The 13,207-nt window shown below is 69.8% G+C and carries 12 protein-coding genes, 1 tRNA gene and 1 pseudogene; 3 read left to right on the top strand and 11 right to left on the bottom strand.

Annotation, left to right across the window (positions count from 1 at the left end):
- From K228_RS0119830 to K228_RS0119820, 3 genes and pseudogenes are all read left to right on the top strand, one after another.
- Positions 1-534, top strand: a pseudogene (locus tag K228_RS0119830) (site-specific DNA-methyltransferase); the annotation flags it as partial.
- Positions 531-740 carry a helix-turn-helix transcriptional regulator gene (locus K228_RS0119825; RefSeq protein WP_025620007.1) on the top strand — a complete coding sequence of 70 codons (210 nt, stop codon included), beginning with the start codon at positions 531-533 and terminating at the stop codon, positions 738-740. The pseudogene K228_RS0119830 and the gene K228_RS0119825, both read left to right, overlap by 4 nt.
- A gap of 3 nt (positions 741-743) precedes the next feature.
- Positions 744-1,964, top strand: a complete 1,221-nt coding sequence (locus K228_RS0119820) for a tyrosine-type recombinase/integrase (protein ID WP_025620006.1) — start codon at positions 744-746, stop codon at positions 1,962-1,964.
- Positions 1,965-2,079: 115 nt separating this feature from the next.
- Here the strand turns inward: K228_RS0119820 and K228_RS0119815 are convergent.
- The 11 genes from K228_RS0119815 to K228_RS0119765 form a co-directional block, all read right to left on the bottom strand.
- Positions 2,080-2,153, bottom strand: a tRNA-Pro gene (locus K228_RS0119815).
- Positions 2,154-2,278: 125 nt separating this feature from the next.
- Positions 2,279-3,682: a ribosome biogenesis GTPase Der gene (der, locus tag K228_RS0119810; RefSeq protein ID WP_025620005.1), complete on the bottom strand. Its 1,404-nt coding sequence runs from the start codon at positions 3,680-3,682 to the stop codon at positions 2,279-2,281.
- The gene (gene cmk, locus K228_RS0119805) at positions 3,679-4,362 is read right to left on the bottom strand and encodes a (d)CMP kinase (RefSeq protein ID WP_025620004.1); all 684 of its coding nucleotides are present in this window, start codon (positions 4,360-4,362) and stop codon (positions 3,679-3,681) included. The genes der and cmk overlap by 4 nt, the downstream gene beginning before the upstream one ends.
- Positions 4,363-4,533: 171 nt before the next feature.
- Positions 4,534-5,304 carry a pseudouridine synthase gene (locus K228_RS0119800; protein ID WP_025620003.1) on the bottom strand — a complete coding sequence of 257 codons (771 nt, stop codon included), beginning with the start codon at positions 5,302-5,304 and terminating at the stop codon, positions 4,534-4,536.
- Complete coding sequence (gene scpB / locus K228_RS0119795; RefSeq protein WP_025620002.1) at positions 5,291-6,145, bottom strand: SMC-Scp complex subunit ScpB; 855 nt, start codon at positions 6,143-6,145, stop codon at positions 5,291-5,293. The genes K228_RS0119800 and scpB overlap by 14 nt, the downstream gene beginning before the upstream one ends.
- Positions 6,138-7,286, bottom strand: coding sequence for a segregation and condensation protein A (locus K228_RS0119790; protein WP_025620001.1), 1,149 nt, complete (start codon positions 7,284-7,286; stop codon positions 6,138-6,140). The genes scpB and K228_RS0119790 overlap by 8 nt, the downstream gene beginning before the upstream one ends.
- Before the next feature lie 44 nt (positions 7,287-7,330).
- Positions 7,331-8,254, bottom strand: a complete 924-nt coding sequence (locus tag K228_RS0119785) for a ParA family protein (protein ID WP_018724361.1) — start codon at positions 8,252-8,254, stop codon at positions 7,331-7,333.
- A 168-nt stretch (positions 8,255-8,422) separates the two neighbouring features.
- Positions 8,423-9,421, bottom strand: coding sequence for a site-specific tyrosine recombinase XerD (locus K228_RS0119780; protein ID WP_029723795.1), 999 nt, complete (start codon positions 9,419-9,421; stop codon positions 8,423-8,425).
- Positions 9,418-10,533 carry an alanine dehydrogenase gene (gene ald, locus K228_RS0119775; RefSeq protein WP_025619999.1) on the bottom strand — a complete coding sequence of 372 codons (1,116 nt, stop codon included), beginning with the start codon at positions 10,531-10,533 and terminating at the stop codon, positions 9,418-9,420. Before ald ends, K228_RS0119780 begins: the two co-directional genes overlap by 4 nt.
- Before the next feature lie 292 nt (positions 10,534-10,825).
- Positions 10,826-11,431: an NUDIX domain-containing protein gene (locus K228_RS0119770; RefSeq protein WP_025619998.1), complete on the bottom strand. Its 606-nt coding sequence runs from the start codon at positions 11,429-11,431 to the stop codon at positions 10,826-10,828.
- Positions 11,428-13,173 carry a CTP synthase gene (locus K228_RS0119765; protein ID WP_025619997.1) on the bottom strand — a complete coding sequence of 582 codons (1,746 nt, stop codon included), beginning with the start codon at positions 13,171-13,173 and terminating at the stop codon, positions 11,428-11,430. The genes K228_RS0119770 and K228_RS0119765 overlap by 4 nt, the downstream gene beginning before the upstream one ends.
- Between the last annotated feature and the right edge of the window lie 34 nt (positions 13,174-13,207).

The raw sequence follows: 13,207 nt of genomic DNA, 5'->3' as shown, positions 1-13,207 counted from the left end.
CCCGGCATGGTCGTCGCCGCCGGACACACCGCCGGACTCGAACTCGTCGAAGAATGCGTCGCCCTCATCGCCGCCGTCCGCAACGGCCGGCTCATCCCCCGCACCTCCTTCTTCCAAATCAAAAACGTCGGCGACGCCATCGAACTCGGCGACCCACAGTGGCTCGTCCAGCACGAAGACGTAATCGTCCTGCGGGCCGGCCAGCCACGCAACACCCGGCGCGACTCCACACGCAGCCGGCACGCCCCCACCACCATCCACCCCGATCACAGGCTTGATCCCTCCACCCCAGCCCGGATGGATCGACGGGCACACCCGGCGCACCCCGCCACCGCCGACACCGGCGACGGCAGCGCCACCCACACCCGGCCCCACCCGGGCCGGGACACCGAAAGGACACCCGACCCGTGCCCGCCCTACGCACACCCCACACCGGGCATCGAACAGCCCGACACCACCACCGACCGGCAACCCACCGCCCACGACCGCCCGCGCCCACCGACCGATGGGCCCGACACGGCAGGCCGGCGATGAACGCCTCGACCACCGCCGGGTGGCAGCCCGACCCACTGCTGACCATCGACGACGTCGCGGCCTGGCTCGACAAACCCAAAAGCACCCTCTACGCCTGGCACAGCCGAGGCAAAGGACCACGCGCCATCCGCGTCGGCAACACCCTGCGCTACCGACGCACCGAAATCGAACACTGGCTCGACGCCCACACCGACCCGGAGCGCTAACTCATGGCCCGCCCCCCACTACCCGTCGGCACCTGGGGTGCCATCCGCACCGAGAAACTCGGCCCCAACCGGCACCGCGCCCGAGCCCGATTCCGCGACTACGACGGCAAAACCCGCGACGTCGAAGCCACCGGTGCCACCGGCCCCGCCGCCACCCGCGCGCTGCAGGCCAAGCTGCGTGACCGCATCGCACCCAACGACGACGAAATCACCCGGGAGACTCGCATCAGCAGACTTGTCGAACTTTGGATCGAAGAAATCACCAGTGAGGAACGAATCGCGCCACAGACCGTCCAGCGATACCAAACCAGCACACGAACAGCCATCCTGCCCGCCCTCGGCGACCTCCGCATCCGTGAAGCCAGCGTCGGGCGTCTCGATCGGTTCCTGCGCGACATCGCAAGAGACCGTCCCTCAGCAGCCAAAGGCGTCAAGGTTGCCCTAGGCCAGATGTTCGCTCTGGCCGTACGTCACGGCGCGATCCCAACCAACCCCGTCCGCGACACCAGCCAGATACGCAAGCCTCGCCGTAAGGTCGTCGCCCTCACCGACCAAAACCTCCAAACCGTCCGGGCAGCAATTCGCCAATGGCAGCAACCAGTACCCGGCAAACCCGGACCGCGGCACACCGGCGACCTAGCCGACATCGTCGACCTCATGCTCGCAACCGGGGCCCGCATCGGGGAGATACTCGCCCTACGCTGGGAAGACCTAAACCTGGCCGCCGAACGTCCCACACTGACGATCTGCGGCACACTGGTCTTCGTCAAAGGCAAAGGCTTCTTCCGACAACCCTGGACCAAAAGCGACGCCGGCTACCGAATGATCACCCTGCCCCGATTCGCCGTCGGCATGCTCCTAGCCCGCAAGGTCATCGCCGCTGACAACCCTCACAACGCGATCTTCGCCTCTCGACGCGGCACCTGGCTATCACCCAACAACGTTCGCCGGCAATGGCGCCAAGCCCGCGCAGACACCGACCTCGCCTGGGTCACCCCCCACACCTTCCGCAAGACCGTGGCCACCCTCATCAAGGAAGAAGCAGACACCAAAAGCGCCACAGCACAGCTTGGGCACTCCAGCGAAGACGTCACCGACACGTACTACATCGCCAAGCCCCTCCAAGCACCGGACGTCTCCGACGTCCTCGAGCGGCTCGGCGCTGACCACAGGCGGAGGCCCCCGCACCCACGACGCACGACGCACGACGATGAACATGGATGACAAACCTGGTTGCCGCCCCCAGTAATCGGGGGGTTTCCGGGGGGGGCGGTTCACAACTCATCGAAGAAAGTCGAAGCCCTGACCAGCATCTTCGCTGGTCAGGGCTTCATTTCTGTCGGGACGGCCGGATTCGAACCGACGACCCCTTGACCCCCAGTCAAGTGCGCTACCAAGCTGCGCCACGTCCCGATGCTCTCGCCGGCTTCCCCGCGACAGCCGGTACAGCCTACCGCACGATCTTTCCGTTGCCCGTATCCACCCCTCGGTGTCAGCCCACCCTCCCGGGCCAGGCCGGGAGGGTGGAGGGGCTGAGGTTAGCCGTGGGCCTTGCCGCGACCGCCGGGACCGAGCTTCTTACGGGGCCGGACCGAAATTTCGATCGGGCTGCCCTCGAAACCGAACTCCTCTCGGAGTTTGCGCTCCACGAATCGCTGGTAGCCCGCGTCCAGCGGGCCGGTGGTGAACAGCACGAACCGTGGCGGCGCCGCTCCGGCCTGGGTGGCGAAGAGAATCTTCGGTGCCCGTCCCCCACGCACCGGGTGCGGGGTCGCCTGCACCAGCGCGGTAAGCCACGCGTTGAGCTGCGCCGTCGGTACCCGCGTCTCCCAGCTGGCCAGTGCCCGGCGGAGCGCCGGGGCGAGCTTGTCCACCGCGCGTCCGGTCCGGGCGGAGAGGTTCAGCCGGATGGCCCAGGGAATGCGACGCAGTTCCCGCTCGATCTCCCGGTCCAGGTAGTACCGACGGTCGGCGTCCACCAGGTCCCACTTGTTAAAGGCGATCACCAGGGCCCGGCCGGTATCGGTGACCATCGACAGGATGCGCTGGTCCTGTTCACTGATGACCTCGCTGGCATCGAGCAGGACCACCGCGACCTCGGCGGCCTCGATCGCGGAGGCGGTACGCAGGCTCGCGTAGTACTCGGTGCCGCTGGCCTGGCCGACCTTTTTGCGCAGGCCGGCGGTGTCGACCAGCTGCCAGGCCTCGCCGCCGATCTCGACCAGGCTGTCCACCGGGTCGACGGTGGTGCCGGCGACCGCGTCAACGACTGCCCGGATCTCCCCGGAGAAGCGGTTGAGGAGGCTGGACTTGCCGACGTTGGGCCGGCCGACGAGGGCGACTCGACGGGGGCCACGCGGCCGGTCCTCGACGATCTTGGGTGCTTCCGGTAGCCGGTCCAGGATGAGGTCGAGCAGTTCGCCGGCGCCCCGGCCGTGCAGGGCCGAAATCGGATACGGCTCCCCCAAACCGAGCGACCAGAGCGCGGATGCCTCCATTTCGACGGAGCTGTTGTCGGCCTTGTTCGCCACCAGGATCACGGGCTTGGCGCTGCGTCGCAGCATTTTCACTGCTGCCTCGTCCACGTCGGTGGCGCCCACCACCGCGTCGACCACAAACAGCACCACGTCGGCGGTGGTGATGGCCGACTCCGCCTGGGCGGCGATGGCGGCGGCACGGTCCTTCGCATCCGGTTCCCAGCCGCCGGTGTCGACGACAGCGAACTGTCGGCCGTTCCACTGCGCGTCGTAGGGAACCCGGTCCCGGGTCACCCCGGGTACGTCTTCGACGACTGCCTGCCGACGCCCGATCAGTCGGTTTACCAACGTCGACTTTCCCACGTTGGGCCGGCCAACCACGGCCACCACCGGCTGCGGGGCCGTGGCCTCCTCGGCATCGAGTTCTGGGGCGTCCCACCCCACCCAACCGGTTGGCTCGTTCATCGACCCACACCCCGCTCGGCCAGCATCTCCTGCAGCCGCGTGACGACCTCGTCAATGCCGAGTTCGGTGGTGTCCAGCACCACGGCGTCCGGGGCTTGCGTCATCGGGTCGGCCTTGCGAGTCGAGTCCAACCGGTCCCGGCGGGCCAGGTCGGCGGCGGTCTGACCCGCGTCGGTGGAGTCCTCGGCGCTGCGTCGGGCGGCCCGGGCCGCAGCGGACGCGGTCAGGTAGACCTTGAGGTCGGCGTCGGGGGCTACTACCGCACCGATGTCGCGCCCCTCGACCACGATCCGACCAGCGGCGGCCGCGAGGTCCCGCTGCCGGATGACGAGCATCGAGCGGACCGCCGGTACGGCGGCCACGGCCGAGACCGCCCCGGTCACCTCGGGTCCGCGGATCTCCACCTCGATGGGTACGCCGTCAGCGGTCACGCCGTATCCCTCGGGATCGGTGCCGATGCCGAGCTCGGTTTCCCCGGCGACCTTTGCCACGGCCGACGGGTCGGCCAGGTCAACTCCGGAGCGTAGTACCGCCCAGGTGACCGCCCGGTACATCGCGCCGGTGTCGAGGTAGCGGGCGCCCAGGGCGATCGCGAGTCGCCGAGAAACGGTGGACTTACCCGAACCGGACGGCCCGTCCACAGCGACCACGCAGCGCCCGGTCCGTACGTTTTCCTCCACCGCAGTCCTCCTCAGTCCGTACCTCGCGGGTCCAACCCGCGAGCGGTATCCGCCCGCCGACAATGATGCCTGGCACGGTGCGGTCTCCTCGTGCCGCACCTCCGGGAGCGACCGCTCCCGCGCAGCGGGCCGCACGGAGCTTACCGGCTGCGGTACCCGCCACCGCCGGCGTCAGTCGCCGACCGCCTTGAACAGCGCGGCGACCTCCGCGTTGGTGAGCCGACGGGTGCGCCCGGTGCGAAGGTCCCCGAGCCGGATCGGCCCGATCGAGGTACGCACCAGCCGGGACACCGGGTGACCGACCGCATCGAACAGACGCCGCACGATGTGCTTGCGTCCTTCGTGCAGGGTGACCTCCACCTGGGCGGTTTTGCCCAGCGTGTCCACCACGCGGAACGCATCCACGGTCGCGGGGCCGTCGGTCAGCTCGACGCCGGCGGCGAGGCGCCGGCCCAGCGACCGCGGAATCGGGCCGGACACCTCACACAGGTACGTCTTGGGCACCCCGTAGGAGGGGTGCATGAGCCGATGTGCGAGCGTGCCGTCGTTGGTGAGCAGCAGCAGGCCCTCGCTGTCCGCGTCGAGCCGTCCGACGTGGTAGACCCGCTCTTCCACCCGGTTGCCGAGGAAGTCGGCGAGGGCGGTACGACCCTTCTCGTCCGCCATGGTGGAGACGACGCCCCGGGGCTTGTTCATCGCGAGGTAGACCAGGCGGGTGTCGGCCTGGAGACGCTCACCGTTGACGTAGATGGTGTCGGAGGTCGGATCCGCCCGGTCACCGAGCTGGGCGATCCGGCCGTTCACTGTCACCCGCCGGCGGAAGATCAGGTCTTCGCAGGCACGTCGAGATCCGACACCGGCGGCGGCGAGCACCTTTTGGAGGCGTTCCGGGCCGGTGTAGACGGGCGCGTCGGGTTTCGGGGCGCGGTTATCGCGAGGCATCGGCGAGGTCTTCCACATCGTCGGGGAGGAACGGAGCGAGCGGCGGCAGGTCAGTGATGCTGTCCAAGCCGAGCTTCTCCAGGAACAGGGTGGTGGTCCGGTAGAGGTGGGCACCGGTTTCCGGTTCGGTGCCGCACTCCTCCACCAGCCCGCGGGAGACCAGGGTACGGATCACCCCGTCGCAGTTCACACCGCGGATGGCGGAAATCCGGGATCGGGTCACTGGCTGTTTGTAGGAGACTACGGCCAGGGTCTCCAGCGCGGCCTGGGTCAGCCGTACGGTTTGGCCGTCGAGGACGAACCGCTCCACGTACCCGGCGTACTCCGGCCGGGTGTACAGGCGCCACCCGCCGGCCGCTCGACGCAGCTCGAAGCCGTGCCCGCGGGTGGTGTAGCCGGTGGAGATGGCGTGCAACATCGCCCGGACCCGGTCGAGTGGCTGCGCCAGTACGTCGGCGAGGGTCGTCTCGGCTACCGGCTCGTCCACGACCAGGAGGATCGCTTCGAGGGCGCCCTGTAGCTCGGCGTCGTCGAGCACCAACGCGGGGGGTGGGGGCGCCCCCCGTTGGCGGGACCGTCCCCGTTCGGGTACCGACTCCCGGCCAGCACCCGCTTCGGCACCAGCACCAGCACCAGCACCAGCCGATTCTCTCGGTACGGCGACGGCGCGGCTGCTCTCGGCGGCACCGGGCGGCGGTTCGGGGTTGGGTTCTCCCTGGCCCGACGCAGCAGCGGCTGCCTCCTCGACCGGTTTGGCCGATGCCTCGCGGTGGCGTTCCCATGGCGGGATCCACGCGGCGGCCTGGTCGGCCAGGGAGTCCCCGTGTTCCTCGTCACCCATCTCGCTTGTCCTCTGTTGTGGCCGGCCTTCCGCCGGGTGGCGCCGACCCTGCCGGGTACGACCTGGCCGCCGGGAGTGGCGCTTCCGCCCCAGGCCCGGAGTCGACCGGCCCGGAGCCGGCCAGCCCGGAGCCGGACGGCTCAGCCCTGTCGGATCCGACGGTGGAGAGGGTCCCCGCGTACTCGTCGATATCCAGGTCACCACCGCCATCGACGGGGCCGGTCCAGCGTACGGTCAGCTCTTCCAGGGCCTCTTCCTGGGCGAAGGCGACCAGCCCCTCCCGGTAGAGCTCCAGCAGGGCGAGGAAGCGGGCCACCACCTCGAGGAGGGCGTCGCAGTCCGCACAGAGCCCGGTGAAGGTGGCCGTGCCGGCCCGGCGTAGCCGCTCAGCGATGATCTCGGCGTGCTCCCGGACACTGACCCGGACCTGGTGCACGTGCGCGATGGACACCTCGGGCGGCGGTTTCGGGGTGAACACCCGGACAGCCAGGTCCCGTAGCCGTTGCGGCCCGATGCCGAACACCAGGTCGGGCAGGGCCTGGGCGTACCGTGGCTCCAGCGTCACCGCTCGTGGGTACCGCCGCCCGCCGGTCTCCTCGAGCACCGCGATGTGCGCCGCCGCCTCCTTGTACGCCTTGTACTGCAGCAGCCGCGCGAAGAGCAGATCCCGGGCTTCCAGCAGAGCCAGGTCCGCCTCGTCCTCAACCTCGGCGGCGGGTAGCAACCGGGCTGCTTTGAGGTCGAGCAGCGTGGCGGCGACGAGCAGGAACTCGCTGGTCTCGTCCAGGTCCCAGCGCTCACCCATTGCCCGCAGGTAGGCGATGAACTCGTCGGTGACCTGGTGCAACGCCACCTCGGTGACGTCCAGCTTGTGCTTGCTGATCAGCTGCAGCAGCAGGTCGAACGGGCCGGTGAAGTTGGCCAACCGAACGGTGAAGCCGCTGGTCTCCTCCCCGCCGCTGCTCTCCCCGCCGTCGGTCTCCTCCCCGCCGCTGGTCTCCGGGGCGTTGACGGGCACCTCGCCACCGGGTGCCGCGGCGTCAACGGCGGCGTTGCTGGCCTCGGTGGGCGTGTTGCCGGCGTCGGCGGGCGTGGGCTGGTCGAGGGGCGGTGCGGTCACCGGCAAACCGTAGTCCACCACCTGGGCGCCCCACCCTCGGTCTACCGCTCGGCCTGGCTTCCGGTCTACCGCTCCGCCTGGGCAGCGATCACCTCGCGGGCGAGTTGCCGGTAGTTACGCGCGCCGGAGGAGGCCGGGTCGAGGGTGGTGATCGGCGCACCGGCGACGGTGGACTCGGGGAACTTCACGGTCTTGGTGATCACCGTCTGGTAGACCTTGTCGCCGAAAGCCTCCACCACCCGCTGCAGCACCTGGCGGCAGTGGGTGGTGCGGCTGTCGTACATGGTAGCGAGGATGCCTTCGAGCTCCAGGTCGAAGTTGAGTCGCTCACGAACCTTGTCGATTGTGTCCAACAGCAGGGCTACGCCGCGGAGACTGAAGAACTCGCACTCCAACGGGATGAGCACGCCGTGGGAAACGGTCAGCGCGTTGATCGCCAGTAGACCCAGGGAGGGCTGGCAGTCAATCAGGATGAAGTCGTAGTCCTTGCGGATACTCTTCAGCACCCGCGCCAGCGCCATCTCCCGGGCGACCTCGTTGACCAGTTGGATCTCGGCAGCAGAGAGGTCGATATTGGCCGGAAGTAGGTGCAGTCCCGCCACATCGGTCTTGATCAGCACATCGTCGCAGGTGACGTCGTCCTGCATGAGGAGGTTGTAGACCGACAGGTCGAGGTTGTGCGGGTTGACTCCCAGACCGACCGAGAGGGCACCCTGCGGGTCGAAGTCGACCAGCAGCACCCGGCGGCCATACTCGGCCAGCGCGGCGCCCAGGTTGATGGTCGTGGTGGTCTTGCCGACACCGCCCTTCTGGTTCGCCATCGCGATGATGCGGGCGGGGCCGTGCCGATCGGTCGGCATCGGTTCGGGGATCGGCTTCCGCGTCGTGTACGCGGCCGGATCTGCCGGACCAAGGTCAGTGCCGAGTGTGGACTGCTGCTCGCGGAGCTCCGACGTCCAGGTCTCGGCACGGCCACCGTCGCCAACCATGTCTTCGTTGCCCCCTCCCGACGACCACACCGGCGTCGGAGCCGACCGACGTCCTTCGCGACGCCGTCGCGAATCCTGGCCGCGTCACTTCCGCCAGGTCCGCGCCGAACCTGACTGTACGCCACCGGCGAGCAGGCCGCTCAGCACCGGTCCGGCGTGTCACACCCATCAACCGAGCGCCCGCGGGTGGGCTGTCGCGTACACCTCACGTAGCCGTTCGACGGTGACCAGCGTGTACACCTGGGTGGTGGTGACCGAGGCGTGGCCGAGTAGTTCCTGCACCACGCGTACGTCGGCGCCACCGTCGAGCAGGTGGGTGGCGTAGGAGTGACGCAGCGTATGTGGGGAAACCGCCTGCGGCCCGGCATCCGGCAGGCCGGCCCGCCTGGCGGCACCGCGCAGGATGGCCCAGGCGCCCTGCCGGGACAACGGGCCGCCGCGGGAGTTGAGGAAGACCGCCGGGGTGCCTCGGCCGGCGGCGGCGAGGCCGGGGCGGGCGCGCACCAGGTAGGCGTGCAGCGCGGCCACGGCGTACCCGCCGATCGGGACCAGTCGGTTCCGCCCGCCCTTGCCCCGCAGCAGTACCGCACCGGTGTCGGTGTCGAGGTCGTCAACGGCGGCACCGACCGCCTCGGAGATCCGCGCGCCGGTGCCGTACAGGAACTCCAGCAGCGCCCGGTCACGCAGCCCGAGCGGCGCCTCGGCACCGGCGGCGGAGACCGGGCCGCCGGCTTCCAGCAGCTGGATCACGTCGTCCACGGGCAGCGCCCGGGGCAGCCGGCGGGGCGGCGCGGGTGGGTGGAGATCACGGCTCGGGTCGGCGCCGGTCAGGCCCTCGCGCAGCGCGAAGCGGTGCAGGCCGCGCACGGCGCTGACGGCCCGCGCCGCGGAGGACGCCGCGAGGGGCGGGTGTTCCTCGTCCCCGACGCGCAGCCGGGCCAGATGGGCTTCCACCTGGCCCGGGGCGACCGACGCCAGGTCGGTCACCCCGATCGACGCGAGGGTGTCGAGGTAGCGGGCCAGGTCCCGCCGGTATGAGGCGAGGGTGTTCGCCGCGAGTCCCCGCTCAACGGCGAGGTGGTCCAGATAGCCGCGGACGGCGCGGCGTAGGGCCGGCGCGGGAGCTGGCCCGGCCTCGGCCCCCGTGGTCGCCTCGCCGCCGGTCAGACCAGCACCTCGGCCAGCGGCAGGGTGGCCATGCCGTGTGCGTCGGCGACCGGCCCGTAGACGACCTGACCATCGTGGGTGTTCAGACCCAGCGCGAGGGCGGGGTCCCGACGTAGCGCCTCCCGCCAGCCGAAGTTGGCCAGTTCCAGGACGTACGGCAGGGTCACGTTGGTCAAGGCGTAGGTGCTGGTGTGTGACACGGCCCCCGGCATGTTCGCCACGCAGTAGAAGACGGACTTGTGCACCGGGTACGTCGGTTCGGCGTGGGTGGTGGGACGCGAGTCCTCGAAGCAGCCCCCCTGATCGATGGAGATGTCGACCAGCACGCTGCCCGGTTTCATGTGGGCGACCAGCTCGTTCGAGATCAGGGTCGGTGCTTTGGCACCGGGCACCAGCACCGCGCCGATGACCAGGTCCGCGTCCATCACCGCCCGTTCGATCTCGTACGCGTTGGAGGCGACCGTCTGCAGGTGACCTCGGTAGATCGCGTCGGCCTGACGCAGCCGGGCCACGTTCTTGTCCAGCAGCAGCACCTCGGCCTGGAGGCCGAGCGCGATGGCGGCGGCGTTCATCCCGGAGACGCCGGCACCGATTACCACGGTCTTCGCCGCATACACGCCGGAGACGCCGCCCATCAGTACGCCACGTCCACCGCCTTGGGCCTGTAGGTGGTAGGCGCCGACCTGCGGGGCGAGCCGCCCGGCCACCTCGGACATCGGGGCGAGCAGGGGCAGCGACTGGTCGGGCAGTTCGACCGTCTCGTACGCGATGGCGGTGACCCCACGGTCCAGCAGCGCGTCGGTGCACTCCTTGGAGGCGGCCAGGTGCAGGTAGGTGAAGAGGACCTGGCCCGGCTGCATCCGGTGGTACTCCTCCGCGACCGGCTCCTTGACCTTCAGTACCAGTTCGGCGGTCTCCCACACCTCGTCCGCGGTGGGCAGGATCGTGGCGCCGGCGGTGGCGAAGTCCTCGTCGCTGGTGCTGGAGCCGACGCCGGCGCCGGACTCGATGAAGACCTGATGGCCGGCGCGGACGAATTCGTTGACGCCGGCGGGCGTGATCGCCACTCGGTACTCGTGATTCTTGATCTCACGTGGGATGCCGACCTTCACGATGCAGACCCCCTCCTCCGGGGCTGCTCGCCCCGGCTACGCGGCGTCACGGCGGCTCCGTTGCCGCAGTGCTCAGGTCCCGCCGGCGGCAGTCTAGGCCGGAGTTGACCGTCAGGGAGCCAGCACTGTGACATGTGGTGGGCACTCCCGCTGACGATGTGTCAGGCCGGTGCGGCCGGGCGCCCGCGTCACTTCCACTGAGCCGGGCCGGAGGGGCCGCCAGCGGATCAACTGACCCCCCGGTTTCACCGTACGGGACGGGGGTCGCTCACGGCCCCCGTCCCGTACGGGCTCAGCGTGGCAGCGGTGTCCCGGCCCGACGCAGCGCCGTCCAGCCCCCGTCCCGGGCGCGAGCGGCGGCGAGCAGCCCGGCCACCGTCGCGGCGTTGGTGATCTCCCCAGCCAGCACCATCTCCACCGCCTCGTCCAAGGCAACCTGGACGATCTGGAGGTCGGCTTCCTCTTCGGCCCGGCCGTGCCGCCGACCGACCGGCACCTCGGTGAGGTCGCGAGCCAGGAAGACCCGGACCAGTTCATTGGTGAACCCCGGTGAGCTGTGCACATCGACCAGGACATCGAGCCGACCCGCGTTCAGGTCCGCCTCCTCGGCCAGTTCCCGGCCGGCGGCAGCGGCCGGGTCCTCGCCCGCGATGTCCAGCAGGCCGGCCGGCAGCTCCCACAGGTGCCGGCCGACCGGGTGCCGATACTGCCGGATCAGCACCACCCGTCCGGCTTCGTCCAAGGCCACCACCGACACCGCGCCCGGGTGTCGGGCACAGTCCCGCAGGGCGGTGCCGCCACCGGGCATGGTCACCTCGTCGGTGACCACATCGAAGATCCGACCCCGGTACCGCTCGACGCGGGAACGCACCTGGTAACGGTGACCGGCCGTGCTCACGAGGCCGAAGCCGCCCGCGCCGTGGAGGTCCCGCCGTTGCTGGCTGCCTTCGTCTCCGCCACGCCGTCCAGGTCGACCGGGAGCTGATCGGCCTGCGAGTACGTGAGGGCCGCCGCCACGAATGACGCGAACAGCGGGTGCGGGCGGGTCGGGCGGCTCTTCAGCTCCGGGTGCGCCTGGGTGGCCACGAAGAACGGGTGCAGGTCGCGGTCCAGTTCGACGAACTCGACCAGCCGGCCGTCCGGCGAGGTCCCCGAGATGTGCAGGCCCGCCTTGGTGAGCACGTCACGGTAGGCGTTGTTCACCTCGAACCGGTGCCGGTGCCGCTCGCTGACCTCGGTGCTGCCGTACGCCTCGGCGACGATCGACCCCTCGGTGAGCACCGCCGGCCAGGCCCCGAGCCGCATGGTGCCACCGAGGTCGCCCCGGCCCGCGACGATGTCCTCCTGGTCGGCCATGGTGGCGATGACCGGATGGGTGGCTTCCCCGTCGAACTCCAGCGAGTTCGCGCCGTCCAGTCCCGCGAGGTGGCGGGCCACCTCAATGGTCATGCACTGCAGGCCGAGGCAGAGGCCGAGCAACGGGACGCCGTTCTCCCGGGCGTGCCGGGCGGCGCCGACCTTGCCCTCGATGCCACGGACGCCGAACCCACCCGGGATGACGACACCGTCGACCCCGGCCAGGGCGGCAGCGGCACCGGCCGAGGTGACGCATTCGTCGCTGGGCACCCACTTCAGCCGTACCCGGGCCCGGTGCCCGAAGCCGGCGGCCCGGATCGCCTCACTCACCGACAGGTACGCGTCGGGCAGGTCAACATACTTGCCCACGAGGGCGACGGTGATCGTGTGCCGGGGCTGGTGTACCCGCTCCAGCAGGTCGTCCCAGCGCGCCCAGGCCACGTCCCGGAAGGAGAGGCCGAGCCGACGCACCACGTACGCGTCGAGGCCCTCCCGGTGCAGCACCTTCGGGATGTCGTAGATGCTGGGTGCGTCCGCGGCGGCGGTGACCGCCTCCAGGTCGACGTCGCAGTAGAGGGCGAGCTTCTGCTTGACCTTGTCCGGGATTTCCCGGTCGCAGCGCAGTACCAGTGCGTCCGGCTGGATTCCGATGCTGCGCAGCTGCGCGACCGAGTGCTGGGTGGGCTTGGTCTTCAGCTCGCCCGACGGCGCCAGGTACGGCACCAGCGAGACGTGCAGATAGAAACAGTTGTCCCGGCCCAGGTCGTGGCGGATCTGCCGGATCGCCTCCAGGAACGGCAGCGACTCGATGTCGCCGACGGTCCCGCCGACCTCGGTGATGACGACGTCCGGCACCTGACCCTCGCCGTCGGGTTCGGCCATCCCGAGCACCCGCGATTTGATTTCGTTGGTGATGTGCGGGATGACCTGGACGGTGTCCCCCAGGTACTCGCCGCGCCGCTCCTTGGCGATCACGTCGGAGTAGATCTGCCCGGTGGTGACGTTGGCCTTCCCGGACAGGTCCCGGTCGAGGAACCGCTCGTAGTGACCGACATCGAGATCGGTCTCGGCACCGTCCTCGGTGATGAAGACCTCACCGTGCTGGAACGGGTTCATCGTCCCCGGGTCCACGTTGAGGTAGGGGTCGAGCTTCTGCATCACCACACGCATGCCACGTGCGGTGAGCAGGCTACCGAGGCTGGAGGCAGTCAGGCCTTTACCCAACGAGGAGGCCACGCCCCCGGTGACGAAAATGTGCCTGGTCGTCCGTACTGAAGGGGCCAAGGCCTGCTCCCGTGTCGTCTGTCGCGGTCGTGCA

This window comes from Salinispora cortesiana (genome assembly GCF_000484695.1).
Classification (GTDB): domain Bacteria; phylum Actinomycetota; class Actinomycetes; order Mycobacteriales; family Micromonosporaceae; genus Micromonospora; species Micromonospora cortesiana.
The sequence above is the reverse complement of the archived record's forward strand: the minus strand, read 5'-3'. Positions and strand labels throughout refer to the sequence as shown.